Genomic DNA, 25269 nt, shown 5'->3' with positions numbered 1-25269 from the left:
GAAGGACCCGGCCCCGACTCCCGCGGGCGGGACGGGGCGGGTCCCGGCTCCCGCGGGCGGGACGAGGCACCTGTCGTCGCCTCCGGCACTCGCGTCGGCGTCCGGCCCCTGACGCACGCCGCCCCGGCCCGTCATACTGGGCGTCGGGCGGTGTGTGCCCGCACGCGCGCGGTGCAGGGCGCGTGGGGTGTGCCCGTGGCGCTCGGCGGTGTGCGCACAGTCGTGTCACCGGCGGGCGAGGCGGCCGCACCACTCGCGCACGGCGACCGCCCTCCCCCGCACGACCCGTAGCCGCCCCTTTTCCACCAGGAAACCGGAGCCCGTGGCCATGACCGTCTGCCTGCTCCTGCTGAGCGTTGTCGCCGTGACGGCCGCCGTCCCCGTTCCCCGGGCGCTGACCCGGGCCTCGTGGCCCGAGCGGGAACCGGTGGTCGCGCTGTGGGTGTGGCAGTGCCTGGTCGCCACCGTCCTGCTGTGCTGCGTGACGGCGCTGGCCCTCGGGGCCGCGGCCGTGTTCGGCACGGTCCGCGCCCAGCTCTTCGCCCCGGCGCCGCCGGCGGTGACCGCGGCGTACGACCTGTCCGCCGCCCCCGCGTGGGCCGCCGCCCTCACCGTGCTGCTGGCCTGCGGGGCCGCCTGGACGACCGCGATGCTCGCCCGCGAACTCGTCGAGGCGCGCCGCCGCCGGGCCCGGGCCCGCGCCCATCTGCGCGAGCGCGCCCCCGACCTGCCGGCCGGTCTGCCCGCCGCCCGCGGACCGCTGCTGGTCCTGGAGGACGAGTACCCGGACGCCTGGTGGATGCCCGGCAGTCCGCCCCAGCTGATCGTCACCACGGGGGCGCTGCACCGGCTCACCGGCCACCAGCTGGACGCGGTGCTCACCCACGAACGCAACCACGCCCGGGCCCACCACGACTGGCTGCTGCACCTGTCCACCGCCCTGGCCACCGGCTTCCCGCGGATCCCGCTGTTCGCGCACTTCTGCGACCAGACACACCGGCTGGTCGAACTCGCCGCCGACGACACGGCCTCGCGCCGCTGCGGCCACCTGACCACCGCCCTGGCCCTGATCGAGCTGAACCAGCACCGGGGCGTGCTGTCCTGCGCCTCCAGCCATCGGCTGCTGGGCGAGCGGGTCGACCGGCTGCTGGAGCCCCCGCCGCGGCTGGACCGCCGGCACCGCGCCCTGACCACCACCACGGCCGCGCTCGTGCCGCTGGTGCCCCTGCTCATCACCTTCGCCCCGGGGCTGACGGCCCTGTCGTAGCAGGGCGTGGGCCCGGCCCCGCCGCCGGTGGCGGTTCCGGGCGCCGGAACGCCCGAACGCCAGCTCAGCAGTCGGGCCGGTCACCTTCCCGGTGGCGCAACATCGCCGCAACACCATTTCCCCAGCCGGGGCGAACGGTCCACCGCCCGGCTCCTGGAACTCCTCGCGCTCGCCGACGAGCAGCCGGATCTCGCCGCCCTGCGGCCCTACCCGGGCGACCCGTCACCCGCCGTACCCCGCGCAGCCGTCGTCGTGCCCGGCCGAGACCCTCCCGCCGGGCACGGGCCCCGCTCTCGCCGCGGCCCTGCGCGACCCGGCCGAAGCCCCGGGCCGGCACTGATCCGGCCGGAGCCGGGAGCCGTCCGGCAGCCGGCCGGAGCCCGATGCCCTGGGTGAGCCGGCCGGGAGGCCGGGTCCTTGGCGCCCCGGCCGGAGCCCGGCCGCCCCACAGGCGGGCGTCGGGGTCGGGGCTACACCCAGTCGTCGAACTCCGGCTCCTCGTCCTGTTCCGGCCAGAGGTCCGGCTCACCCGCGCCCCGACCGGAGGCGCGGTCCGGACCTCCAGCCGCGCCGGGTGCGTGAGCGGGCGCCTCGCCGGCTCCGTCGGCCGCCGGCGTGACCGGGTCGGCTGCCTGCACCGACGGCGCGTCGCCTCCAAAGGCCCCGTCGGCCGGTGCGTCCAGCGAGGCGAGCACCTCCAGCACGCCCTCCCCGTACGTCACCCGCTTCTTCTCGCCCACCCCGCTGATCCCGCCCAGCTCCGCCTCCGACGTGGGCCACGCCTGGACGATCTCCCTGAGCGTCGCGTCGTGGAAGATGACGTACGCCGGAACGCCCTGCTCACGGGCCTGCTCGGCGCGCCAGGCCCGCAGTGCCTCGAAGGCCGGCAGGAGCTGGGCGGGCAGCTCGACCGCGGCGGCCTTGCCCTTGCGCTCGGTCCGTCCGGAGCCGGAGGAGGAGCCGGACCGGCCGGTCACCGGCTTGGCGGGCTCCTTGCGCAGCGGAACCTCCCGCTCCCGCCGCAGCACCGCCCCGCTCGCCTCGGTCAGCACCAGCGTGCCGTAGTCGCCCTCCACCGCGAGCAGGCCCTGGGCCAGCAGCTGTCGGATGACGCCCCGCCACTCCGGCTCGCTCAGGTCCTCACCGATGCCGAACACCGACAGCTGGTCGTGGTCGAACTGGATGACCTTGGCGGTGCGCTTGCCCAGCAGGATGTCGACGATCTGCACCGCCCCGAACTTCTGCCCGCGCTCCCGCTGGAGCCGTACCACCGTCGAGAGCACCTTCTGGGCCGCGACGGTGCCGTCCCAGGTCTCCGGCGGTGTCAGGCAGGTGTCGCAGTTGCCGCAGCCGGACGGGTCCGGGTCCTGGCCGAAGTAGGCGAGGAGTTGGCCCCTGCGGCACTGCGCCGTCTCGCACAGCGCCAGCATCGAGTCCAGGTGGGCCTGTGCCCGCCGCCGGAACGCCTCGTCGCCCTCGCCGGACTGGATCAGCTTGCGCTGCTGGATGACGTCGTTGAGCCCGTAGGCCATCCAGGCCGTCGACGGCAGACCGTCCCGGCCGGCCCGGCCCGTCTCCTGGTAGTACCCCTCGACCGACTTGGGCAGGTCGAGGTGGGCGACGAAACGGACGTCCGGCTTGTCGATGCCCATGCCGAAGGCGATGGTCGCCACCACGACCAGGCCGTCCTCGCGCAGGAAGCGGGACTGGTGGGCGGCGCGCGTGCCCGCGTCCAGGCCCGCGTGGTAGGGCACCGCCTCGATGCCGTTGCGGCTGAGGAACTCCGCGGTCTTGTCCACGGAGTTGCGCGAGAGGCAGTAGACGATGCCCGCGTCGCCCGGGTGCTCCTCGCGCAGGAAGCCCAGCAGCTGCTTCTTCGGGTCGGCCTTGGGCACGATGCGGTACTGGATGTTGGGCCGGTCGAAGCTCGCCACGAAGTGCCGTGCCGACGGCATGTTCAGCCGCTGGGTGATCTCCTGGTGCGTGGCCCGGGTGGCCGTCGCCGTCAGGGCGATCCGCGGCACGTCCGGCCAGCGCTCGCCGAGCAGGGACAGCGCCAGGTAGTCCGGCCGGAAGTCGTGCCCCCACTGGGAGACGCAGTGCGCCTCGTCGATCGCGAAGACGGAGATCTTGCCCCGGGAGAGCAGGTCGAGCGTGCTCTCCAGGCGCAGCCGCTCCGGCGCCAGGTACAGCAGGTCCAGCTCCCCGGCCAGGAACTCGGCCTCGACCATCCGCCGCTCGTCGAAGTCCTGCGTGGAGTTCATGAACCCGGCGCGCACGCCCGCGGCACGCAGCGCGTCCACCTGGTCCTGCATGAGCGCGATCAGTGGGGAGACCACCACCCCCGTGCCCGGTCTGACCAGGGCGGGGATCTGGTAGCACAGGGACTTCCCGGCGCCGGTCGGCATGAGCACCACGGCGTCCCCGCCGGACACCACATGCTCGACGACCGCCTCCTGCTCACCCCGGAAGGCCTCGTACCCGAAGACCCGGTGCAGCGTGGCCAGGGCCTCGTTCTCGGTCACTGCCATCTCGGCGATACCGCCCGTCCCGCCCATCGTCGTGTCCCCCGTACGTCGTCCCTCGACCACTGCGTCCACGATAGGCGCACCCACCGACAGCACCGCAGTTGTCCACAGGCGACGCCCGTGTCCCTCCGTGGCCGACCGGCGACCGGCGGCTTCCTTCCGCATCTGTTCGATATCACCCCGAACGGTACCGGCCTCGCCTCCCGGGCGCCGCACGCACCGGCGGCCGACCCGGCCCGCCGCACAGCACGGCGGCCCGGCTCCCCCCGAGAGGAGCCGGGCCGCCGCGGGCCGGGGGGTCAGCGGACGAAGACGCCCGCCTGCCCCGCCAGGTCCAGGAAGTACTGCGGTGCCACACCGAGCACGAGCGTGACCGCCACGCCCATTCCGATCGCCGCCATGGTCAGCGGCGACGGCACCGCCACCGTCGGGCCCTCCGGCCGCGGCTCGCTGAAGAACATCAGCACGATGACGCGGATGTAGAAGAACGCCGCGATGGCCGACGAGACCACGCCGATGACGACGAGCGGGGCGGCCCCGCCCTCCGCCGCCGCCTTGAACACGGCGAACTTCCCGGCGAAGCCCGACGTCAGCGGAATGCCCGCGAAGGCGAGCAGGAACACCGCGAACACGGCCGCGACCAGCGGGGACCTGCGTCCGAGCCCGGCCCACTTGGACAGGTGTGTCGCCTCACCGCCCGCGTCGCGCACCAGCGTGACCACGGCGAAGGCGCCGACCGTCACGAACGAGTACGCGGCCAGGTAGAAGAGGACGGACGAGACGCCGTCGGGCGTGGTCGCGATGACACCCGCGAGGATGAACCCGGCGTGCGCGATCGACGAGTACGCCAGCAGCCGCTTGATGTCGGTCTGCGTGATCGCCACGATCGCACCGCCCAGCATGGTGACGATCGCCACCGCCCACATCACCGGCCGCCAGTCCCAGCGCAGCCCCGGCAGGACGACGTACAGCACCCGCAGCAGCGCGCCGAAGGCCGCGACCTTCGTCGCCGCCGCCATGAAGCCGGTCACCGGGGTCGGCGCGCCCTGGTACACGTCCGGCGTCCACATGTGGAACGGCACCGCGCCCACCTTGAACAGCAGGCCCATCACCAGCAGCGCGGCGCCGACCAGCAGCAGCGCGTCGTTGCCCATGGTGGCGGCGAGCGCCGGGTTCACGTCCTGGACGGTGCCGTCGACGACCTGCGCGATCGTCGCGTAGGACATCGAGCCCGCGTAGCCGTACAGCAGCGCGATGCCGAACAGGGTGAAGGCGGAGGCGAACGCGCCGAGCAGGAAGTACTTGACCGCCGCCTCCTGCGACATGAGCCGCTTGCGGCGGGCCAGGGCGCACAGCAGGTACAGCGGCAGCGAGAAGACCTCCAGGGCGACGAACAGCGTCAGCAGGTCGTTCGCCGCCGGGAAGATCAGCATGCCGGCCACGGCGAACATCAGCAGCGGGAACACCTCGGTGGTGGTGAACCCGGCCTTCACCGCGGCCTTCTCGCTCTCGCTGCCCGGCACCGAGGCGGCCTGCGCGGCGAAGGAGTCGACGCGGTTGCCGTGCGCCGCCGGGTCCAGGCGCCGCTCGGCGAAGGTGAACAGGCCGACCAGCGCCACGAGCAGGATCGTGCCCTGCAGGAACAGGGCCGGTCCGTCGACGGCGATCGCACCCATCGCCGCGATGCGCGCCTTGGTCGTGCCGTACCCGTCGGCCGCGAGGGCGACGACCGCGGCGAAGGCGGCGGCGAGTGCCACGACGGACACGAACATCTGGACGTAGTAACGGGATTTGCGCGGTACGAACGCCTCGACCAGGATCCCGACGATCGCCGCTCCCACGACGATCAGGGTGGGCGCCAGTTGTCCGTACTCGAACTTCGGCGCGTCGATCTTGGTGATCGGGTCGGCCGCGGTTGTCCACAGGCTGTGGACGGCTGATGCGCTCACTTGGCCGCCTCCACCTCGGGCTGGGGGTCCTTCTTCTGAACGTCGGACATGGTCTGCTCGACCGCCGGGTTGACGATGTCCGTGACGGGCTTCGGGTAGACGCCCAGGAAGATCAGCAGCGCGACCAGCGGCGCGACGACCACGAGTTCGCGGATCCTGAGGTCCGGCATCGCGGACACCTCCGGCTTCACCGGGCCCGTCATCGTCCGCTGGTACAGCACGAGGGTGTAGAGCGCGGCGAGGACGATGCCGAAGGTGGCGATGATGCCGATGACCGGGTAGCGCGTGAACGTGCCGACCAGGACCAGGAACTCACTGACGAACGGCGCCAGCCCCGGCAGGGACAGCGTCGCCAGGCTGCCGATCAGGAACGTGCCGGCGAGCACCGGGGCGACCTTCTGCACCCCGCCGTAGTCGGCGATGAGCCGCGAACCGCGCCGGGAGATCAGGAAGCCCGCGACCAGCATCAGCGCGGCCGTCGAGATGCCGTGGTTGATCATGTACAGCGTCGCGCCGGACTGGCCCTGGCTCGTCATCGCGAAGATGCCCATGATGATGAAGCCGAAGTGGGAGATCGACGCGTAGGCCACCAGCCGCTTGATGTCGCGCTGGCCGACCGCGAGCAGCGCCCCGTAGATGATGCTGATCAGGGCGAGGACGAGGATCGCGGGCGTGGCCCACTTGCTGGCCTCCGGGAAGAGCTGGAGGCAGAAGCGGAGCATCGCGAAGGTGCCGACCTTGTCGACGACCGCCGTGATGAGGACCGCGACCGGGGCCGTGGACTCCTGCATCGCGTTGGGCAGCCAGGTGTGCAGCGGCCACAGCGGCGCCTTCACCGCGAAGGCGAAGAAGAAGCCGAGGAACAGCCAGCGTTCGGTGCTGGTCGCCATGTCCAGCGAGCCGTTGGCCCGGGCCTCGGCGATCTCCTGAAGGGAGAAGTTCCCCGCGACCACGTACAGGCCGATCACCGCGGCCAGCATGATCAGGCCGCCGGCCAGGTTGTAGAGGAGGAACTTCACCGCCGCGTACGAGCGTTGCGTCGCCGCCGCCTTCTCGCCGTGCTCGTGGGCACGGTCGCCGAAGCCGCCGATGAGGAAGTACATCGGGATCAGCATGGCTTCGAAGAAGATGTAGAAGAGGAAGACGTCGGTGGCCTCGAAGGAGAGGATCACCATCGCCTCGACGGCGAGGATCAGCGCGAAGAAGCCCTGCGTCGGCCGCCACCGGCTGCTGCCGGTCTCCAGGGGGTCGGCGTCGTGCCAGCCCGCCAGGATGATGAAGGGCATCAGCAGCGCGGTGAGCCCGATGAGCGCCACGCCGATGCCGTCCACGCCCAGTTCGTAGCGGACGCCGAAGTCGGCGATCCAGGCGTGGGACTCGGTGAGCTGGTAGCGGTCGCCGTCCGGGTCGAAGCGGACCAGGACGGTGACCGCGAGGGCGAGGGTGGCGAGCGAGAAGAGCAGCGCCAGCCACTTGGCGGCGGTGCGCTTCGCGGCCGGCACGGCGGCCGTGGCGATCGCCCCGAGGGCCGGGAGCGCCGCTGTCGCTGTCAGCAGGGGAAAGGACATCGGTATCAGACCGCCCTCATCAGCAGGGTCGCGGCGACGATGACCGCGGCGCCGCCGAACATCGAGACCGCGTAGGAGCGGGCGAAGCCGTTCTGCAGCTTGCGCATCCGCCCGGACAGGCCGCCGACCGAGGCCGCCGTGCCGTTGACCACACCGTCGACCAGGGTGTGGTCGACGTAGACCAGGGAGCGCGTGAGGTGCTCGCCGCCGCGGACCAGGACGACGTGGTTGACGTCGTCCTGGTACAGGTCGCGCCGGGCGGCCCGGGTGAGCAGCGAGCCGCGCGGGGCGACGGCCGGGACCGGGCGGCGGCCGTACTGCGCCCAGGCGATGGCCACACCGATGACCATGCACGCCACGGTCGCGCCGGTGACCACGCCCGCGCTGATCGGCGGATGACCGTGGCTGTGACCGGTGACGGGCTCCAGCCAGTGCAGGAACCGGTCGCCGATGCTGAAGAACGCGCCGCCCGCGACCGACCCGACGGCCAGCAGGATCATCGGGACGGTCATGATCTTGGGCGACTCGTGCGGGTGCGGCGGGGTGTACTCGCCGCGCGTCTCGGCGGCGGGCTCCACGTCCGGCCGGGCCGGGGACGGGGTCGGGGCGTTGCGCCAGCGCTCCTCGCCGAAGAACGTCATCAGCATCACGCGCGTCATGTAGAAGGCGGTGATGGCCGCGCCGAGCAGGGCGCAGGCGCCGAGGATCCAGCCCTCGGTGCCGCCCTTGGCGAACGCCGCCTCGATGATCTTGTCCTTGGAGAAGAAGCCGGACAGGCCCGGGAAGCCGATGATCGCCAGGTAGCCGAGGCCGAAGGTGACGAAGGTGACCGGCATGTACTTCCTCAGGCCGCCGTACCTGCGCATGTCGACCTCGTCGTTCATGCCGTGCATGACCGAACCGGCGCCGAGGAAGAGGCCGGCCTTGAAGAAGCCGTGCGTCACCAGGTGCATGATCGCGAAGACGTAGCCGATGGGGCCGAGGCCCGCGGCGAGGATCATGTAGCCGATCTGCGACATGGTCGAGCCGGCCAGGGCCTTCTTGATGTCGTCCTTCGCGCAACCGACGATCGCACCGAACAGCAGCGTGACCGCGCCGACGATGGTGACGACCAGCTGCGCGTCCGGGGCGCCGTTGAAGACGGCCGCGGAGCGGACGATCAGGTAGACGCCCGCGGTCACCATGGTCGCGGCGTGGATGAGGGCCGAGACCGGGGTCGGGCCCTCCATCGCGTCCCCGAGCCAGGACTGCAGCGGCACCTGGGCGGACTTTCCGCAGGCGGCGAGCAGCAACATCAGCGCGATGGCGGTGAGCTTGTCCTCACCGGCCGCTCCGGCGAGTCCCGCCTCCTCGTGGCCGCCGAGCACCGGCCCGAAGGCGAAGGTGCCGAACCACAGGAACATCAGCATGATCGCGATGGACAGGCCCATGTCGCCCACGCGGTTGACCAGGAAGGCCTTCTTGGCGGCCGTCGCGGCACTGGGCTTGTGCTGCCAGAAACCGATCAGCAGGTAGGAGGCGAGACCGACGCCCTCCCAGCCGACGTACAGCAGCAGGTAGTTGTCGGCGAGGACGAGGATCAGCATCGCCGCGAGGAACAGGTTCAGATAGCCGAAGAAGCGGCGGCGGCGCTCGTCGTGCTCCATGTACCCGACGGAGTACAGGTGGATCAGCGTCCCGACGCCCGTGATCAGCAGCACGAACGTCATGGACAGCTGGTCGAGCTGGAAGGCGACGTCCGCCTGGAAGCCCTCGACCGGGATCCAGCTGAACAGGTGCTGGCTCATCAGGCGCTGGTCGGCGTCCTGGGCGAGCATGTCGCTGAACAGCACCAGGCCGAGCACGAAGGAGGCGGCCGCGAGCAGGGTGCCGAGCCAGTGGCCGACGGCGTCCAGCCGGCGTCCGCCGCACAGCAGCACCGCCGCTCCGAGCAGGGGCGCCGCCACCAGCAGCGCAATCAGGTTCTCCACTTTTCTCCCGACCCCTTACAGCTTCATCAGGCTGGCGTCGTCGACCGAGGCCGAGTGGCGGGCACGGAACAGGGACACGATGATCGCGAGCCCGACCACGACCTCCGCGGCGGCGACGACCATCGTGAAGAAGGCGATGATCTGGCCGTCGAGGTTGCCGTGCATGCGGGAGAAGGCGACGAACGCGAGGTTGCAGGCGTTGAGCATCAGCTCGATGCACATGAACACCACGATCGCGTTGCGCCTGATCAGCACGCCGGTGGCGCCGATGGTGAACAACAGGGCCGCGAGGTAGAGGTAGTTGACGGGGTTCACTTCGACGCCTCCTCGGACCGCTGGAACTTCGCCGGCCCGACCGCCCTGCGCTCCAGGCGCTCCTCGGCCCGCTGCTCCAGGGCCTTGAGGTCGTTGAGCGCCTCCTGCGACACGTCGCGGACCTGGCCGCGGTCGCGCAGCGTCTTGCTGACGGTGAGGTCGGACGGGGTGCCGTCGGGCAGCAGGCCCGCGATGTCGACCGCGTTGTGCCGGGCGTAGACACCGGGCGCCGGCAGCGGCGGCAGGTACGTGCCCTTGCGGACGCGCTCCTCGGCCAGCTCCCGCTGCGTCTTGGCCCGCTCGGTGCGCTCGCGGTGGGTGAGCACCATGGCGCCGACGGCGGCCGTGATCAGCAGGGCACCGGTGATCTCGAACGCGAAGACGTACCGGGTGAAGAGGAGGGCGGCGAGGCCCTCGACGTTGCCCCCGGCGTTGGCCTGGCCGATGCCGTTGAACTCCTTGAGGGAGGCGTTGCCGATCCCGGCGATCAGCAGGATGCCGAAACCGAGTCCGCACAGCAGGGCGAGCCAGCGCTGGCCCTTGATGGTCTCCTTCAGGGAGTCCGCCGCGGTGACGCCGACCAGCATCACCACGAACAGGAACAGCATCATGATCGCGCCCGTGTAGACGACGATCTGCACGACGCCCAGGAAGTAGGCGCCGTTGGCGAGGTAGAACACCGCAAGAATGATCATGGTCCCGGCGAGGCACAGCGCGCTGTGCACGGCCCTCTTCATGAGGATGGTGCACAGGGCGCCGATCACCGCGACCGTGCCGAGGATCCAGAACTGGACGGCCTCTCCGGTGGAGGTGGAGTAGGCGGCGAGCTGGGCGGTCATCGGCCGACCACCTTCTCCGACGCCGGTTCCGTCCCGCCGAAGGTCGTGTCGGCCTCCTGCACGACCTCGCCCTTGGAGTGGGCGACCTGCCGCTCGGTGCCGGGCGCGGCCTCCGTCACCAGGCCCCGGTAGTAGTCCTGTTCGTCGGTCCCGGGGTAGATGGCGTGGGGCGTGTCGACCATGCCCTCCTCGAGACCGGCGAGCAACTGCTCCTTGGTGTAGATGAGGTTGGCGCGGCTGGAGTCGGCCAGCTCGAACTCGTTGGTCATGGTCAGCGCGCGCGTGGGGCACGCCTCGATGCACAGGCCGCACAGGATGCAGCGGGCGTAGTTGATCTGGTAGACGCGCCCGTAGCGCTCGCCCGGCGAGTAGCGCTCCTCGTCGGTGTTGTCGGCGCCCTCCACGTAGATGGCGTCGGCGGGGCAGGCCCAGGCGCACAGCTCGCAGCCGACGCACTTCTCCAGGCCGTCCGGATGGCGGTTGAGCTGGTGCCGCCCGTGGAAGCGCGGAGCCGTGACCTTCTGCTGCTCCGGGTACTGCTCGGTCAGCCGCTTCTTGAACATGGCCTTGAAGGTCACGCCGAAACCGGCCACCGGATTCATGTAACCGGGTTTGGTGTCCTTCGGTTCCTCGGCCTGCGAACGCTCGATTTCCTCAGCCATCGGACGCCTCCTTTCCATCCGTAGATCCGCCCAGAGATCCGTCACTCTGAGTATCGGGCCCGCCACTGACAATCAGCTCCCGCTCCCGGCGCGGGCGCCGGCGCGGAACCGGCGGGAGTTCCTGTCCCGGCAGGGGCGGTACGGGGAACCCGCCCGCCATCGGGTCGAAGGCGGCCGGGGCCTCGGCCGGCTGTTCGGCCTGCTTGGCCTTCTCGCGGAACATGTCGGCGACGAAGGAGAGCAGCAGCAGGGCGAGCACGGCACCACCGACGTACAGGGCGATGTCGGCGAAGTCGTAGCCCTCGTTGCGCAGGGCCCGGACGCTCGCGACGAGCATCAGCCACACCAGCGAGACCGGGATGAGGACCTTCCAGCCGAGCTTCATCAGCTGGTCGTAGCGGACGCGCGGGAGGGTGCCGCGGATCCAGATGAACATGAACAGCAGCAGCTGGACCTTGACGGTGAACCACAGCAGCGGCCACCAGCCGTGGTTGGCGCCCTCCCAGAAGGTGCTGATGGGCCAGGGGGCCCGCCAGCCGCCGAGGAACAGCGTGGTGGCGACGGCCGAGACGGTCACCATGTTGACGTACTCGGCGAGCATGAACATCGCGAACTTGATCGACGAGTACTCGGTGTTGAAGCCGCCGACCAGGTCGCCCTCGGACTCCGGCATGTCGAAGGGGGCGCGGTTGGTCTCGCCGACCATGGTGACGATGTAGAGGATGAAGGAGACCGGCAGCAGCACGATGTACCAGCGGTCGGTCTGCCCCTCGACGATCGTCGACGTCGACATCGACCCGGAGTAGAGGAACACCGAGGCGAAGGCGGCGCCCATCGCGATCTCGTAGGAGATCATCTGCGCGCAGGAGCGCAGGCCGCCCAGCAGCGGGTAGGTCGAGCCGGAGCTCCAGCCGGCCAGGACGATGCCGTAGATGCCGACCGAGGCGACCGCGAGGATGTACAGCATCGCGATCGGCAGGTCGGTGAGCTGCATGGTGGTGCGCTGGCCGAAGACCGAGATCTCGTTGCCGGCCGGGCCGAAGGGGATCACCGCGATCGCCATGAAGGCCGGGATGGCCGCGATGATCGGCGCGAGGACGTACACCGCCTTGTCCGCGCGCTTGACGACGACGTCCTCCTTCAGCATCAGCTTGATGCCGTCGGCGAGCGACTGGAGCATGCCCCAGGGGCCGTGCCGGTTGGGCCCGATGCGCAGCTGCATCCAGGCGACGACCTTGCGCTCCATGACGATGGAGACCAGCACGGTCACCATCAGGAAGGCGAAGCAGAAGACCGCCTTGACGACGACCAGCCACCAGGGGTCGGTGCCGAACATCGAGAGGTCTTCAGCGGCGAGGGACGGGCTCATGCCTCCACCTCCTTGGGGGCCTCGCCGGCGAGGGCCGCCGGGCCGATGCGGACGAGGGAGCCGGGCCGCGCCCCCGTGTCGGAGGCGACGCCGCCGCCGGCGGAGTTCAGCGGCAGCCACACCACCCGGTCGGGCATGTCGGTGATCTGCAGCGGGAGTTCGACCACTCCCCGGGGTCCGGTCACCGCGAGGAGGTCGCCGTCCTCGACGCCCGCCTCGGCGGCCGTCGGGGCCGACACACGCGCGCGTGCGGCGTGCCGGGTGCCGGCGAGGGCCTCGTCGCCCTGCTGCAGGACGCCCTGGTCCAGCAGCAGCCGGTGCCCGGCGAGCACGGCCTCCCCGGCGGCCGGGCGGGGCAGCGCCGCCGCGGTCTCCAGGGGTTCACCGGCCCGCGGGCCGTCCCAGGCGCCGAGCCGGTCGATCTCCGCGCGCACGGTGCGCAGATCCGGCAGCCCCAGGTGGACGTCCATGGCGTCGGCGAGCATCTGCAGCACGCGCGCGTCGGTGGGCGCGAGCGTGCGGGTCATCTGGTCGGGCTTGAGCGCGGCCTCGAAGAAGCGGATCCGGCCTTCCCAGTTAAGGAAGGTGCCGGCCTTCTCGGCGACCGCGGCGACCGGCAGGACCACGTCGGCCTTGCGGGAGATCTCGCTGGGCCGCAGCTCCAGGGAGACCAGGAAGCCCACCTCGTCGAGCGCGGCACGCGCCCGTGCCGGGTCGGGCAGGTCGGCGATCTCCACGCCCGCCACCAGCAGCGCCTGGAGTTCGCCGGTGGCGGCGGCCTCCACGATCTGGCCGGTGTCGCGGCCGTAGCGGTGCGGCAGGCCGGCGACGCCCCAGACGGCGGCGACCTCGTCCCGCGCGCGGGGGTCGGTCGCCGGGCGTCCGCCGGGCAGCAGCGACGGCAGCGCGCCCGCCTCGATCGCGCCGCGCTCCCCGGCCCGGCGCGGGATCCACACCAGGCGGGCGCCGGTCGCGGCGGCGGTGCGCACGGCGGAGGTCAGTCCGCCGGCCACGGCGGCGAGCCGCTCGCCGACCACGATCACCGCGCCCTCGGCGCGCAGCGCCTCGGCGGCGGTGGCCCCGTCGCCCTCCAGCCCGGCGCCGCTCGCGAGCGCGTCCAGCCACTCGGTCTCGGTGCCGGGAGCCGCCGGCAGCAGCGTGCCGCCGGCCTTCTCCAAGCCCCGGGTGGTGTGCGTGGCGAGCGAGAAGGTCCGCTGCCCGTGCTTGCGCCAGGCCTTGCGCAGCCGCAGGAAGACGCCGGGCGCCTCCTCCTCCGCCTCGAAGCCGACCAGCAGGACGGCGGGGGCCTTCTCCAGCGCGGCGTAGGTGACGCCGGTGCCGTCGAGGTCCCGGCCGCGGCCGGCGATCTGCGCGGCGAGGAAGTCGGCCTCCTCGCCGCTGTGCACGCGCGCGCGGAAGTCGATGTCGTTGGTGTCCAGCGCCACGCGCGCGAACTTGCTGTACGCGTAGGCGTCCTCGACCGTCAGGCGGCCGCCGGTCAGGACACCGGTGCGGCCGCGGGAGGCCAGCAGCCCCTGGGCCGCGATCTGCAGCGCCTCGGGCCAGGAGGCCGGCTGCAGGTCACCCTCGGCGTTGCGCACCAGGGGCGTGTCCAGCCGGTCGCGCTGCTGGGCGTACCGGAAGGCGAAGCGGCCCTTGTCGCAGATCCACTCCTCGTTGACCTCCGGGTCCTCGGCCGCGAGCCGCCGCATGACCTTGCCGCGCCGGTGGTCGGTGCGCGTGGCGCAGCCGCCGGAGCAGTGCTCGCACACCGACGGGGAGGAGACCAGGTCGAACGGGCGGGAACGGAACCGGTACGCCGCCGAGGTCAGCGCGCCGACGGGGCAGATCTGGATGGTGTTGCCGGAGAAGTACGACTCGAACGGGTCGCCCTCGCCGGTGCCGACCTGCTGGAGCGCGCCCCGCTCGATCAGCTCGATCATCGGGTCGCCCGCGACCTGGTTGGAGAACCGGGTGCACCGGGCGCACAGCACGCACCGCTCGCGGTCGAGCAGCACCTGCGTGGAGATGGGGACGGGCTTGGCGTAGGTCCGCTTGCGGCCCTCGAAGCGGGACTCGGCGTCGCCGTGCGACATGGCCTGGTTCTGCAGCGGGCACTCGCCGCCCTTGTCGCAGACGGGGCAGTCCAGGGGGTGGTTGATGAGCAGGAGCTCCATCACACCCTTCTGGGCCTTCTCCGCGACCGGGGAGGTGAGGTGGGTCTTGACGACCATGCCGTCGGTGCAGGTGATGGTGCAGGAGGCCATCGGCTTGCGCTGGCCCTCGACCTCGACGATGCACTGGCGGCAGGCGCCCGCCGGGTCGAGGAGGGGGTGGTCGCAGAACCGGGGGATCTCGATGCCGAGCTGTTCGGCGGCCCGGATGACCAGGGTGCCCTTGGGCACGCTGATCTCGATGCCGTCGATCGTCAGCGACACGAGGTCCTCCGGCGGGACCGCCGCCTGCCCCCCGCCGGAGGGAGAGCTGGTGGTCACGGTCATGCGTTCACCTCCGTGCGGTCGGCCCAGGCCGTCGACTTGGCCGGGTCGAAGGGGCAGCCCCGGCCCGTGATGTGCTGCTCGTACTCCTCGCGGAAGTACTTCAGCGAGGAGAAGATCGGCGAGGCGGCGCCGTCGCCGAGGGCGCAGAAGGACTTGCCGTTGATGTTGTCGGCGATGTCGTTCAGCTTGTCGAGGTCGGACATCTGTCCCTTGCCGGCCTCGATGTCGCGCAGCAGCTGCACGAGCCAGTACGTGCCCTCGCGGCAGGGCGTGCACTTGCCGCAGGACTCGTGGGCGTAGAACTCCGTCCAGCGCGTGACGGCGCGGACCACGCAGGTCGTCTCGTCGAAGCACTGCAGTGCCTTGGTGCCGAGCATGGAACCGGCGGCCCCCACGCCCTCGTAGTCGAGGGGGACGTCCAGGTGCTCGTCGGTGAACATCGGGGTGGAGGAGCCGCCCGGCGTCCAGAACTTGAGGCGGTGCCCGGGGCGCATGCCGCCGCTCATCTCCAGCAGCTGGCGCAGCGTGATCCCGAGCGGCGCCTCGTACTGGCCGGGGCTGGCGACGTGGCCGGAGAGGGAGTAGAGGGTGAAGCCCGGGGACTTCTCGCTCCCCAGCGAGCGGAACCACTCCTTGCCCCGGTGCATGATCGCGGGAACCGACGCGATCGATTCGACGTTGTTCACCACGGTCGGGCACGCGTAGAGGCCCGCGACGGCGGGGAAGGGGGGACGGAGCCGCGGCTGGCCCCGGCGGCCTTCCAGCGAGTCGAGCAGCGCGGTCTCCTCACCGCAGATGTACGCGCCCGCGCCCGCGTGCACGGTGATGTCGAGGTCGAGTCCGCTGTCCAGGATGTTCTCGCCGAGGAAGCCCGCCTCGTAGGCCTCGCGCACGGCGGAGTGCAACCGCCGCAGCACGGGGACGACCTCACCGCGCAGGTAGATGAAGGCGTGCGACGACCGGATCGCGTAGCACGCGATGATCATGCCCTCGATGAGGCTGTGCGGGTTGGCGAACAGGAGCGGGATGTCCTTGCAGGTCCCCGGCTCCGACTCGTCGGCGTTGACCACGAGGTAGTGGGGCTTTCCGTCCCCCTGGGGGATGAACTGCCACTTCATCCCGGTGGGGAAGCCGGCGCCGCCGCGTCCGCGCAGTCCGGATTCCTTGACGTAGGCGATGACGTCGTCCGGCGTCATGGCGAGGGCCTTGCGCAGCCCTTCGTAGCCGTCGTGGCGCCGGTAGACGTCCAGCGTCCAGGACTTGTCCTCGTCCCAGAAGGCCGACAGCACCGGTGCGAGCAGCTTCTCGGGGCTCATGTCTTTCAGCTCGGGTGCCAAGGTCATCACTCCCCCTCCTCGGCGGTGGGCCCGGCCGGGTGGGCCGGGTCGGAGGCCGATGTGTCCTGCGGCGCGTCGTGCGAGCTCAGGTGCTCCGTCGGGGACGGTTCGTGCGGCGCGTCCGTGCGGGCCTGTTCACCGCGCGGGTGCACCACGCGCGCGGGGGACGCCTCGCCCTTGGCGAGCTTCAGGCCGACCAGGGAGGCGGGCCCGGCGCTGCCGCCGGCCTCGACGGCCCCGTCGCGCTCGTCGGGGAAGCCGGCCAGGATCCGGGCGGTCTCCTTGAAGGAGCACAGCGGCGCCCCGCGCGTGGGGGTGACCGGGCGTCCCGCGCGCAGGTCGTCGACGAGGCTCTTGGCGCTGGCCGGGGTCTGGTTGTCGAAGAACTCCCAGTTGACCATCACCACCGGCGCGAAGTCGCAGGCCGCGTTGCACTCGATGTGTTCCAGGGTGACCTTGCCGTCGCCGGTGGTCTCGCCGTTGCCGACGCCCAGGTGCTCCTGGAGCTCCTCGAAGATGGCGTCGCCGCCCATGACCGCGCACAGGGTGTTGGTGCAGACGCCCACCTGGTAGTCACCGCTCGGCTTGCGCCGGTACATGGTGTAGAAGGTGGCGACGGCGGTGACCTCGGCGGTGGTCAGGCCGAGCATGTCGGCGCAGAACCGCATGCCGGTGCGGGTGACGTGCCCCTCCTCGGACTGCACGAGGTGCAGCAGCGGCAGGAGGGCGGAGCGGGAGTCCGGGTAGCGGGCGATGATCTCGCGCGCGTCGGTCTCCAGCCGGGCCCGGACGTCGTCCGGGTAGGCGGGCGCGGGCAGTTCGGGCATGCCCAGGCTGACGCCCCGCTCGGAGGATGAGGTGGTCACCGGTCGACGCCTCCCATCACGGGGTCGATGGACGCGACGGCGACGATGACGTCGGCGACCTGGCCGCCCTCGCACATCGCCGCCATGGCCTGCAGGTTGGTGAAGGACGGGTCGCGGAAGTGGACCCGGTAGGGGCGGGTGCCGCCGTCGGACACGACGTGCACCCCGAGTTCGCCCTTGGGCGACTCGACGGCCACGTAGGCCTGGCCCGGCGGCACCCGGAAGCCCTCGGTGACCAGCTTGAAGTGGTGGATCAGGGCCTCCATGGAGGTGCCCATGATCTTCTTGATGTGGTCGAGGGAGTTGCCGAGCCCGTCGGGTCCCAGCGCGAGCTGGGCGGGCCAGGCGATCTTCTTGTCGGCGACCATGACCGGTCCGGGCTCCAGCCGGTCCAGGCACTGCTCGATGATCCGCAACGACTGGCGCATCTCCTCCAGCCGGATCAGGAAGCGGCCGTAGGAGTCGCAGGTGTCGGAGGTCGGGACGTCGAAGTCGTACGTCTCGTAGCCGCAGTACGGCTGGGCCTTGCGCAGGTCGTGCGGCAGGCCGGTGGAGCGCAGGATCGGGCCCGTCGCGCCGAGGGCCATGCAGCCGGCCAGATCGAGGTAGCCGACGTCCTGCATCCGGGCCTTGAAGATGGGGTTCCCGGTGGCGAGCTTGTCGTACTCCGGGAGGTTCTTGTTCATCTTCTTCACGAACTCGCGGATCTGGTCCACCGCGCCGGGCGGCAGGTCCTGGGCGAGTCCGCCGGGACGGATGTACGCGTGGTTCATCCGCAGGCCGGTGATCAGCTCGTAGATGTCGAGGATGAGTTCACGATCACGGAAGCCGTAGATCATGATCGTCGTGGCGCCGAGCTCCATGCCGCCGGTGGCGATGCACACCAGGTGCGAGGACAGCCGGTTCAGCTCCATCAGGAGCACGCGGATGATCGAGGCGCGGTCGGGGATCTGGTCCTCGATGCCGAGGAGCTTCTCGACGCCGAGGCAGTACGCCGTCTCGTTGAAGAACGGCGTCAGGTAGTCCATGCGCGTCACGAACGTGGTGCCCTGCGTCCACGTCCGGTACTCGAGGTTCTTCTCGATGCCGGTGTGGAGGTAGCCGATGCCGCAGCGGGCCTCGGTGACGGTCTCGCCCTCGATCTCCAGGATCAGGCGGAGCACCCCGTGCGTGGAGGGGTGCTGCGGGCCCATGTTGACGACGATGCGCTCGTCGTCGGCCCGGGCCGCGGACTGGACGACCTCGTCCCAGTCGCCGCCGGTGACCGTGTAGACGGTGCCTTCGGTGGTCTCCCGGGGGGAGGCGTGGGAAGTGCTCATGAGTACGACCTCCGCTGGTCCGGAGCCGGGATCTGGGCGCCCTTGTACTCGACGGGGATGCCGCCGAGGGGGTAGTCCTTGCGCTGCGGATGGCCCTGCCAGTCGTCCGGCATCATGATCCGGGTCAGGGCGGGGTGGCCGTCGAAGACGATGCCGAAGAAGTCGTACGTCTCGCGCTCGTGCCAGTCGTTCGTGGGGTACACGGAGAACAGCGACGGGATGTGCCGGTCGCCGTCGGGGCAGCTGACCTCCAGGCGGATCACCCGGTTGTGGGTGATCGAGCGCAGGTGGTAGACGGCGTGCAGCTCGCGGCCCTTGTCGTTCGGGTAGTGCACGCCGCTGACGCCGGTGCACAGCTCGAAGCGCAGCGCCGGGTCGTCCCGCAGGGTGCGGGCGACCGTCACCAGGTGCTCGCGCTCGATGTGGAAGGTCAGCTCGTCGCGGTCCACCACCGTCTTCTCGATGGCGTTGTCCGGGAGCAGTCCCTGTTCCTCCAGTGCGCCCTCCAGCTCGTCGGCGACCTCGTCGAACCAGCCGCCGTAGGGGCGGCTCGCCGGTCCCGGGAGCCGGACCGAGCGGACCAGGCCGCCGTAACCGGTGGTGTCGCCGCCGTTGTCGGCGCCGAACATCCCGTGCTGGACCCGGATCTCCTCGCCGCCCTGGCCGCGCTGGCCCGGCAGGTTCTCGGCGGAGAGCGCCTTGTCGGGGTTCACGCCGTCTGCGTCCTTGTGCGCGTCGCTCACCGCAGCAGCCCCTTCATCTCGATGGTGGGCAGGGCCTTGAGCGCCGCCTCCTCCGCCTCACGGGCCGCCTCCTCGGCGTTCACGCCGAGCTTGGAGGACTGGATCTTCTGGTGGAGCTTGAGGATGGCGTCCATCAGCATCTCCGGCCGGGGCGGGCAGCCGGGGAGGTAGATGTCGACCGGCACGATGTGGTCGACGCCCTGGACGATCGCGTAGTTGTTGAACATGCCGCCCGAGGAGGCGCAGACCCCCATGGAGATCACCCACTTGGGGTTCGGCATCTGGTCGTAGACCTGCCGGAGCACCGGCGCCATCTTCTGGCTGACCCGGCCGGCGACGATCATCAGGTCCGCCTGGCGGGGCGAACCGCGGAAGACCTCCATGCCGAAGCGCGCCAGGTCGTACCGGCCGGCGCCGGTGGTCATCATCTCGATGGCGCAGCACGCGAGTCCGAACGTGGCCGGGAAGACGGACGCCTTGCGCACCCAGCCCGCGGCCTGTTCGACGGTGGTCAGCAGGAAGCCGCTCGGCAGCTTTTCTTCGAGTCCCATGACGTGTGGCCCCTCAGTCCCATTCCAGGCCGCCGCGCCGCCATACGTACGCGTACGCGACGAAGACGGTGAGCACGAAGAGCAGCATCTCCACGAGCCCGAAGATCCCCAGGGCGTCGAAGCTGACGGCCCAGGGGTAGAGGAAGACGATCTCGATATCGAAAATGATGAAGAGCATCGCCGTCAGGTAGTACTTGATCGGGAAGCGCCCGCCGCCGGCCGGCGTGGGGGTCGGCTCGATACCGCACTCGTAGGCCTCGAGCTTGGCCCGGTTGTACCGCTTGGGCCCGATCAACGTGGCCATGACCACGGAGAAGATCGCAAAGCCTGCCCCGAGGGCTCCCAGTACGAGGATGGGCGCATAAGCGTTCACCGCTCCTCGCTCCTCTCAGTCGGCACTGACTGCTGGCGGTTGGCGTCGGACTCACGTCCGCCCCACCCGTCCCCTGAACCCCGCCCGCCCCGGCGAAGATCGGGAACATGTGAAGCAGGTCACAAGCCCAACCGCGTGCATCTTATGCCCGACGCTCTGTGATCTGCGACACGGGGTATTGCACAAGCTTTGTGATCTCCACCACCTGACGATCGATCATGAAGTCGGATGAGCGGTGATCTTCACACGCGAAGCGTCCGAGTGATCACCAGAGGTGACATTTTGGCTCGTCAGCGCAGGTCGGAGAGGTCGTCTCAATATCAAGAGGGTTCGCGTGCATGCAAATTCGCGACGGACTCGATCTCTTGATAGAGGCGCGTTCACACGTCAGGGGTCCTGCGGAACGGGGTGTGGACGCGTGCATTCGTTCACGATCTTCGCCGGGTCGTGATCCGGCCGTGATCTCCACGCCCGGACGCACCCGCCGGGGCAGCCGTTCCGTGATCCCCGTCACACGGACGAAAGATCCAGGAAAGCGGGGCTTGGCCAATCGGTCCAACCGATGGTAGGCGCGGGGCAATTCGGGCGTATTGATCAAACACCGTGATCACAGCCGGGTCACAGGGCGCCCGCAATGTCCGTTAGGGCGTCAATAAAGGGTCTCGTTCGGGGTTTTTGGGGGCCCGATTGAGCAACTGTGGCGCAGCACACGTTTCTTGAAGATATGAAGGAGCCCCTGGTACCGGTTGTTCCCATGTCCCACACCGCTCACATACGCAGCCACCGGAAGCCCCGCCGCAGCGCGACCTCTTCGATCGCCGTGCGCGCCGGAGTTGCCGGTGGCGTTCTCAGCATGGCGGCGGCGGGTGCGTCGGCCTCGGCGAGTGCCGCCGAGCCGGTGACGCAGACCATCGAACTGCCCACCCTGACGGCCGACCTGTCCGCTCAGGTCGCCCAGTCCGCCGCCGCCACCCAGCAGGCGGCCGCGAACTACGAACTGCGCGCCGAGCGTGACGCCGCCGCCGCCAAGGCAGCGGCGGAGGCCAAGAAGGACCTCGCCGCGGCGAAGAAGGCCGAGGCCGAGAAGAAGGCCGCCGAGGCCGCCCGCAAGGCCGCTGCCGAGCGCGCCGAGCGCAGCGCCGAGCGCGCCACCCTCTCGGCCTCCACTTCCACTTCCGCCTCCGCGTCCGCCTCCGCCTCGGTCTCGGCGCCCGCCAGCGGCAGCGTCGCCACCGTCATCGCCTTCCTCAAGGCCCAGGTGGGCGACGCCTACGTCATGGGCGCCACCGGCCCCAACGCCTGGGACTGCTCCTCGCTGGTGCAGGCCGCGTACAAGCAGGTCGGTGTGGACCTGCCGCGCGTCTCCCAGGACCAGTCGATGGCCGGCACGGACGTCCCGCTGTCCAGCGTCCAGGTCGGCGACATCCTGTACTGGGGCGGCAAGGGCTCCGCGTACCACGTGGGTGTCTACATCGGCAACGGCCAGTACCTGGACGCGGCCAACCCCTCCAAGGGCGTCGTCATCCAGGACCTGTCGGGCTACCCGGCGTCGGGCGCCGTGCGCGTCCTCTGATTCCGCGCGCCTTCCACGTTGCACGGGCCGGAGGGCCGCCGCCGCACAAGCCGGCGGCGGCCCTCCGGCTGTGCGCGTCCCTCCCCCGCCGCCCTGACGGCCCTCTCACGGCCCGTTGTGGCCTCCCGGGTGTCCGGCATGCCTCGCGGGCCCCACGGCTCACTCACGGCCCTCTGAGGCGCCTTCGCGCTTCCGGAGGCGCGCGGCGACACGCGTGCGCCCGTTCTCGCGCTGCACTTCGTCCGGATTCACCCTCTATGGCGCCGCGTTGACGGCCCGTCGGCGCCACACGCACACGGCCCGCCCGGGACCGCCGTGCGACGGCGGCCCCGGGCGGGCCGGAGGGGACTGCCCGGTCAGGCCTTCGGGGCCACCTTGCTCAGCCCGTTGATGATGCGGTCCATCGCGTCGCCGCCGGTCGGGTCGGTGAGGTTGGCCAGGAGCTTCAGCGTGAACTTCATCAGCAGCGGGTGCGTGAGCCCGCGCTGGGCCGCGATCTGCATGACCTTCGGGTTGCCGATCAGCTTCACGAAGGCCCGGCCGAGCGTGTAGTAGCCGCCGTAGGTGTCCTTCAGGACGCGCGGGTAGCGCTGCAGGGCCATCTCCCGGCCGGCGGGCGTCGGGCGGGCGTGGGCCTGGACGATGACGTCGGCGGCGAGCTGCCCGGACTCCATCGCGTAGGCGATGCCCTCGCCGTTGAAGGGGTTCACCAGGCCCCCGGCGTCGCCGACGAGCAGCAGGCCCTTGGTGTAGTGCGGCTGGCGGTTGAAGGCCATGGGCAGGGCGGCGCCGCGGATGGGCCCGGTCATGTTGTCGGGGGTGTAGCCCCAGTCCTCCGGCATGGACGAGCACCAGGCCTTGAGGACCTCGCGCCAGTCCAGCTCCTTGAAGGAGTCGGAGGTGTTGAGCACGCCGAGGCCGACGTTCGAGGTGCCGTCGCCCATGCCGAAGATCCAGCCGTAGCCGGGCAGCAGGCGGTCCTCGGCACCGCGGCGGTCCCACAGCTCCAGCCAGGACTCCAGGTAGTCGTCCTCGTGGCGCGGGCTGGTGAAGTACGTGCGCACCGCCACGCCCATCGGGCGGTCCTCGCGGCGGTGCAGGCCCATGGCGAGGGACAGCCGGGTGGAGTTGCCGTCGGCGGCGACGACCAGCGGCGCGTGGAAGGTGACCTCGCGCTTGTCCTCGCCGAGCTTGGCGTGCACGCCCGTGATGCGGCCCGTGCGGTCGTCGACGATCGGGGCGCCCACGTTGCACCGCTCGAACAGCCGGGCACCGGCCTTCTGCGCCTGCCGGGCGAGCTGCTCGTCGAAGTCGTCGCGCTTGCGGACCAGGCCGTAGTCGGGGAAGGAGGCGAGATCCGGCCAGTCGAGCTGGAGCCGCACCCCGCCGCCGATGATGCGCAGGCCCTTGTTGCGCAGCCAGCCGGCTTCCTCGGAGATGTCGATGCCCATGGCCACCAGCTGCTTCACGGCACGCGGGGTGAGCCCGTCACCGCAGACCTTCTCGCGCGGGAACTCGGTCTTCTCCAGGAGCAGTACGTCGAGTCCGGCCTTGGCGAGGTGGTACGCGGTGGTGGAGCCGGCTGGCCCCGCGCCGACGACGATGACATCGGCGGTGTTTTCGGAGAGGGGCTCGGTCACGGCGGGATCTCCCCAAGGTTCGAAATCTGCGTGCCGACCGGCACTGGACATGGGCAGTCTATTCAGCACGATCGATCACCCGGCTGAAGGGCTGCCCTGTGAACCGAGCTCTCCCCGCAGTACGGCTGCGTGTGCCCACCGACGAGGACGCCGTCGCCTGGCACCGGGTCTTCGCCCACCCGGACGTCATGGAGTTCCACGGCGGCAGGGCCGCCGGGCTGTCCGTCTACGAGGAGCTCACCGCCCGGCAGCGGCGGCACGACGCCGAGCGGGGTTTCTGCCTGTGGTCGGTGCTGGACGAGGAGGGCCGGGTCCTCGGCTTCACCGGCGCCCAGCCCTGGGAGCGGGACTGGGGTCCCACGGGGGAGATCGAGATCGGCTGGCGGCTGGGCCGCGAGCACTGGGGCAGGGGCTACGTCACCGCCGCCGCGCGGCAGACCCTGGAGCGGGTGCGGGCGGCCGGCGTGCCGGACGTGATCGCGATGGTCGACGCGGGCAACAGCCGTTCCATCGCGGTGACGCGGCGGCTCGGGATGCGGCTGGCCGAGACGTTCACGACACCGGTGTCCCGGCGGGCGGGCCACTGCTACCGGCTCGCCCTGTGAGCACCCGACCAGGACGTCACGGTACGTAGTCGACTGTCACAGAAAGGCACCGGGCGCTTCCGGCCGGTGCGGCGGCGGAGTTACCCTTCCGGTACGGCTGGGGGTGACATCTGTGCACATGTCCCGCAACACACCCGAAGTGCGCGTACCGCGTCTGGTCGGCCTGATGGCCGTGGACGCGCGCGAGGCGGCCCGGGCGCGGGGCCTGTCGCTCAACGCGCCCGACCGGCCCGATCTCGGCCAGGTGGTCGTCGACTACGTGGTCCGCCAGTATCCGCAGCCCGGTGCCGAGGTGCCGCGCGACTCGATGGTCTACGTGTGGTTCGACTTCGGGCCGGGCGAGGGCGGTGGCGGCGTGCACGAGCCGCGCGTCCCGCCGCCGCCCCGGGGCGGACTCCAGCGCGAACTGGACGCGCCGGGCGACCCGTTCACGGTCCTCAGTCCGCGCTGACGGGCGGCCTCGAGGGCCGTCCACGGCCCCGCCGGCGCACGGCCGCGTGCAGCGGGATCAGTCGTTCTTGAAGCCCCGGTGCAGCGCCACGATCCCGCCGCTCAGGTTGCGCCAGGCCACCCGGGACCAGCCGGCCCCGGCCAGCCGCTGCGCCAGCGCGGGCTGGTCGGGCCAGGCACGGATGGACTCGGCGAGGTAGACGTAGGCGTCGGGGCTGGAGGACACGGCGCGGGCGACCGGCGGCAGGGCGCGCATCAGGTACTCGGTGTAGACCGTGCGGAACGGCGCCCACGTCGGGTGCGAGAACTCGCAGATCACGATGCGCCCGCCGGGCCGGGTCACCCGGTGCATCTCCCGCAACGCGGCGTCCGTGTCCTGCACGTTGCGCAGGCCGAAGGAGATGGTGACGGCGTCGAAGGTGTCGTCCCGGAACGGCAGCCGCGTCGCGTCCCCGGCGGTGTAGGGCAGCCAGGGCTGCCGCTGCTTGCCCACCTGGAGCATGCCCTGCGAGAAGTCGCACGGGACGACGTAGGCGCCGGTGCGGGCGAAGGGCAGCGAGGACGTGCCCGTGCCCGCCGCCAGGTCGAGGACCTTCTGCGCGGGGCGCGCGTCGACCGCCTTGGCGACCTCCTTGCGCCACCGCCGGTCCTGGCCGAGGGACAGCACGTCGTTGGTCAGGTCGTACCGTTCCGCCACGTCGTCGAACATCGAGGCGACTTCGTGCGGCTGCTTGTCCAGGGATGCGCGGGTCACGGGCCCATTCTTGCAGCAGGCCCACCGGGCGGGAGCCGCGGCGTGCCCCCGGGCGTCCCGTCCACCGTGAGAACTTCTCGGCCGGGGCCC

The 25269-nt window shown here is 71.0% G+C and carries 21 protein-coding genes; 4 read left to right on the top strand and 17 right to left on the bottom strand.

Features of this window, described 5'->3' with window-relative positions:
- Window positions 1-328: 328 nt before the first annotated feature.
- On the top strand, window positions 329-1267 hold the full coding sequence (locus tag Q5694_RS27850; protein WP_333936193.1) for a M56 family metallopeptidase: 939 nt from the start codon (window positions 329-331) through the stop codon (window positions 1265-1267).
- A gap of 470 nt (window positions 1268-1737) precedes the next feature.
- Here Q5694_RS27850 and recQ read toward each other — a convergent pair whose 3' ends face one another.
- The 15 genes from recQ to Q5694_RS27770 form a co-directional block, all read right to left on the bottom strand.
- Entirely contained in the window at window positions 1738-3825 is a 2088-nt protein-coding gene (recQ, locus tag Q5694_RS27840) for a DNA helicase RecQ (protein WP_333936192.1), read from the bottom strand.
- A 269-nt stretch (window positions 3826-4094) separates the two neighbouring features.
- Window positions 4095-5744 (bottom strand): NADH-quinone oxidoreductase subunit NuoN, encoded by a 1650-nt coding sequence (gene nuoN, locus Q5694_RS27835; protein ID WP_333936165.1) that lies wholly within the window; start codon window positions 5742-5744, stop codon window positions 4095-4097.
- The gene (locus Q5694_RS27830) at window positions 5741-7312 is read right to left on the bottom strand and encodes an NADH-quinone oxidoreductase subunit M (RefSeq protein ID WP_333936164.1); all 1572 of its coding nucleotides are present in this window, start codon (window positions 7310-7312) and stop codon (window positions 5741-5743) included. The genes nuoN and Q5694_RS27830 overlap by 4 nt, the downstream gene beginning before the upstream one ends.
- A 5-nt stretch (window positions 7313-7317) precedes the next feature.
- Window positions 7318-9282: an NADH-quinone oxidoreductase subunit L gene (nuoL, locus tag Q5694_RS27825; protein ID WP_333936163.1), complete on the bottom strand. Its 1965-nt coding sequence runs from the start codon at window positions 9280-9282 to the stop codon at window positions 7318-7320.
- Between the two features lie 15 nt (window positions 9283-9297).
- Entirely contained in the window at window positions 9298-9597 is a 300-nt protein-coding gene (gene nuoK / locus Q5694_RS27820; protein WP_003992252.1) for an NADH-quinone oxidoreductase subunit NuoK, read from the bottom strand.
- A complete protein-coding gene (locus Q5694_RS27815; protein WP_333936161.1) occupies window positions 9594-10436 on the bottom strand; it encodes an NADH-quinone oxidoreductase subunit J in 843 nt (280 codons plus the stop codon). Before Q5694_RS27815 ends, nuoK begins: the two co-directional genes overlap by 4 nt.
- Entirely contained in the window at window positions 10433-11098 is a 666-nt protein-coding gene (gene nuoI, locus Q5694_RS27810) for an NADH-quinone oxidoreductase subunit NuoI (protein WP_333936160.1), read from the bottom strand. The genes Q5694_RS27815 and nuoI overlap by 4 nt, the downstream gene beginning before the upstream one ends.
- A complete protein-coding gene (nuoH, locus tag Q5694_RS27805; protein ID WP_333936158.1) occupies window positions 11091-12467 on the bottom strand; it encodes an NADH-quinone oxidoreductase subunit NuoH in 1377 nt (458 codons plus the stop codon). Before nuoH ends, nuoI begins: the two co-directional genes overlap by 8 nt.
- The gene (locus Q5694_RS27800; RefSeq protein WP_333936156.1) at window positions 12464-14968 is read right to left on the bottom strand and encodes an NADH-quinone oxidoreductase subunit G; all 2505 of its coding nucleotides are present in this window, start codon (window positions 14966-14968) and stop codon (window positions 12464-12466) included. The genes nuoH and Q5694_RS27800 overlap by 4 nt, the downstream gene beginning before the upstream one ends.
- On the bottom strand, window positions 14965-16311 hold the full coding sequence (gene nuoF / locus Q5694_RS27795) for an NADH-quinone oxidoreductase subunit NuoF (RefSeq protein ID WP_443040953.1): 1347 nt from the start codon (window positions 16309-16311) through the stop codon (window positions 14965-14967). Before nuoF ends, Q5694_RS27800 begins: the two co-directional genes overlap by 4 nt.
- Window positions 16311-17171 (bottom strand): NADH-quinone oxidoreductase subunit NuoE, encoded by an 861-nt coding sequence (gene nuoE / locus Q5694_RS27790; RefSeq protein ID WP_333936153.1) that lies wholly within the window; start codon window positions 17169-17171, stop codon window positions 16311-16313. Before nuoE ends, nuoF begins: the two co-directional genes overlap by 1 nt.
- Window positions 17168-18490 (bottom strand): NADH-quinone oxidoreductase subunit D, encoded by a 1323-nt coding sequence (locus Q5694_RS27785; protein ID WP_333936152.1) that lies wholly within the window; start codon window positions 18488-18490, stop codon window positions 17168-17170. The genes nuoE and Q5694_RS27785 overlap by 4 nt, the downstream gene beginning before the upstream one ends.
- Window positions 18487-19233: an NADH-quinone oxidoreductase subunit C gene (locus tag Q5694_RS27780; RefSeq protein ID WP_333936150.1), complete on the bottom strand. Its 747-nt coding sequence runs from the start codon at window positions 19231-19233 to the stop codon at window positions 18487-18489. The genes Q5694_RS27785 and Q5694_RS27780 overlap by 4 nt, the downstream gene beginning before the upstream one ends.
- Complete coding sequence (locus Q5694_RS27775) at window positions 19230-19784, bottom strand: NuoB/complex I 20 kDa subunit family protein (RefSeq protein WP_007383964.1); 555 nt, start codon at window positions 19782-19784, stop codon at window positions 19230-19232. The genes Q5694_RS27780 and Q5694_RS27775 overlap by 4 nt, the downstream gene beginning before the upstream one ends.
- Before the next feature lie 13 nt (window positions 19785-19797).
- Window positions 19798-20157 carry an NADH-quinone oxidoreductase subunit A gene (locus Q5694_RS27770; protein WP_019755222.1) on the bottom strand — a complete coding sequence of 120 codons (360 nt, stop codon included), beginning with the start codon at window positions 20155-20157 and terminating at the stop codon, window positions 19798-19800.
- A gap of 724 nt (window positions 20158-20881) precedes the next feature.
- On the opposite strand from Q5694_RS27770, the gene Q5694_RS27765 reads away from it, so the two are divergent.
- Window positions 20882-21730, top strand: a complete 849-nt coding sequence (locus Q5694_RS27765) for a C40 family peptidase (RefSeq protein WP_333936145.1) — start codon at window positions 20882-20884, stop codon at window positions 21728-21730.
- Between the two features lie 356 nt (window positions 21731-22086).
- On the opposite strand, the gene Q5694_RS27760 is transcribed toward Q5694_RS27765, so the two are convergent.
- Window positions 22087-23421, bottom strand: a complete 1335-nt coding sequence (locus tag Q5694_RS27760) for a geranylgeranyl reductase family protein (RefSeq protein WP_333936144.1) — start codon at window positions 23419-23421, stop codon at window positions 22087-22089.
- Window positions 23422-23468: 47 nt separating this feature from the next.
- Between Q5694_RS27760 and Q5694_RS27755 the strand changes: the two genes are divergently transcribed.
- Together Q5694_RS27755 and Q5694_RS27750 are read left to right on the top strand one after the other, a co-directional pair.
- Window positions 23469-23975, top strand: a complete 507-nt coding sequence (locus tag Q5694_RS27755) for a GNAT family N-acetyltransferase (RefSeq protein ID WP_333936143.1) — start codon at window positions 23469-23471, stop codon at window positions 23973-23975.
- 118 nt (window positions 23976-24093) lie between these two features.
- Window positions 24094-24426: a PASTA domain-containing protein gene (locus Q5694_RS27750; RefSeq protein ID WP_333936142.1), complete on the top strand. Its 333-nt coding sequence runs from the start codon at window positions 24094-24096 to the stop codon at window positions 24424-24426.
- A gap of 57 nt (window positions 24427-24483) precedes the next feature.
- On the opposite strand, the gene Q5694_RS27745 is transcribed toward Q5694_RS27750, so the two are convergent.
- Window positions 24484-25179: a demethylmenaquinone methyltransferase gene (locus Q5694_RS27745; protein WP_333936141.1), complete on the bottom strand. Its 696-nt coding sequence runs from the start codon at window positions 25177-25179 to the stop codon at window positions 24484-24486.
- Window positions 25180-25269: the final 90 nt, after the last annotated feature.

Source organism: Streptomyces sp. AHA2, assembly GCF_036857595.1.
GTDB lineage: Bacteria > Actinomycetota > Actinomycetes > Streptomycetales > Streptomycetaceae > Streptomyces.
The sequence above is the reverse complement of the archived record's forward strand: the minus strand, read 5'-3'. Positions and strand labels throughout refer to the sequence as shown.

What these genes read in the sequence shown, in the direction of transcription:
- nuoI (WP_333936160.1), bottom strand. Translation starts at nt 11,098, where the DNA reads ATGGCTGAGGAAATCGAGCGTTCGCAGGCCGAGGAACCGAAGGACACC.
- Q5694_RS27800 (WP_333936156.1), bottom strand. Translation starts at nt 14,968, where the DNA reads ATGACCGTGACCACCAGCTCTCCCTCCGGCGGGGGGCAGGCGGCGGTC.
- Q5694_RS27760 (WP_333936144.1), bottom strand. Translation starts at nt 23,421, where the DNA reads ATGTCCAGTGCCGGTCGGCACGCAGATTTCGAACCTTGGGGAGATCCC.
- Q5694_RS27785 (WP_333936152.1), bottom strand. Translation starts at nt 18,490, where the DNA reads ATGAGCACTTCCCACGCCTCCCCCCGGGAGACCACCGAAGGCACCGTC.
- nuoH (WP_333936158.1), bottom strand. Translation starts at nt 12,467, where the DNA reads ATGAGCCCGTCCCTCGCCGCTGAAGACCTCTCGATGTTCGGCACCGAC.
- Q5694_RS27815 (WP_333936161.1), bottom strand. Translation starts at nt 10,436, where the DNA reads ATGACCGCCCAGCTCGCCGCCTACTCCACCTCCACCGGAGAGGCCGTC.
- Q5694_RS27830 (WP_333936164.1), bottom strand. Translation starts at nt 7,312, where the DNA reads ATGTCCTTTCCCCTGCTGACAGCGACAGCGGCGCTCCCGGCCCTCGGG.
- Q5694_RS27850 (WP_333936193.1), top strand. Translation starts at nt 329, where the DNA reads ATGACCGTCTGCCTGCTCCTGCTGAGCGTTGTCGCCGTGACGGCCGCC.
- Q5694_RS27775 (WP_007383964.1), bottom strand. Translation starts at nt 19,784, where the DNA reads ATGGGACTCGAAGAAAAGCTGCCGAGCGGCTTCCTGCTGACCACCGTC.
- nuoF (WP_443040953.1), bottom strand. Translation starts at nt 16,311, where the DNA reads ATGACCTTGGCACCCGAGCTGAAAGACATGAGCCCCGAGAAGCTGCTC.
- recQ (WP_333936192.1), bottom strand. Translation starts at nt 3,825, where the DNA reads ATGGGCGGGACGGGCGGTATCGCCGAGATGGCAGTGACCGAGAACGAG.
- Q5694_RS27765 (WP_333936145.1), top strand. Translation starts at nt 20,882, where the DNA reads ATGAAGGAGCCCCTGGTACCGGTTGTTCCCATGTCCCACACCGCTCAC.
- Q5694_RS27750 (WP_333936142.1), top strand. Translation starts at nt 24,094, where the DNA reads ATGTCCCGCAACACACCCGAAGTGCGCGTACCGCGTCTGGTCGGCCTG.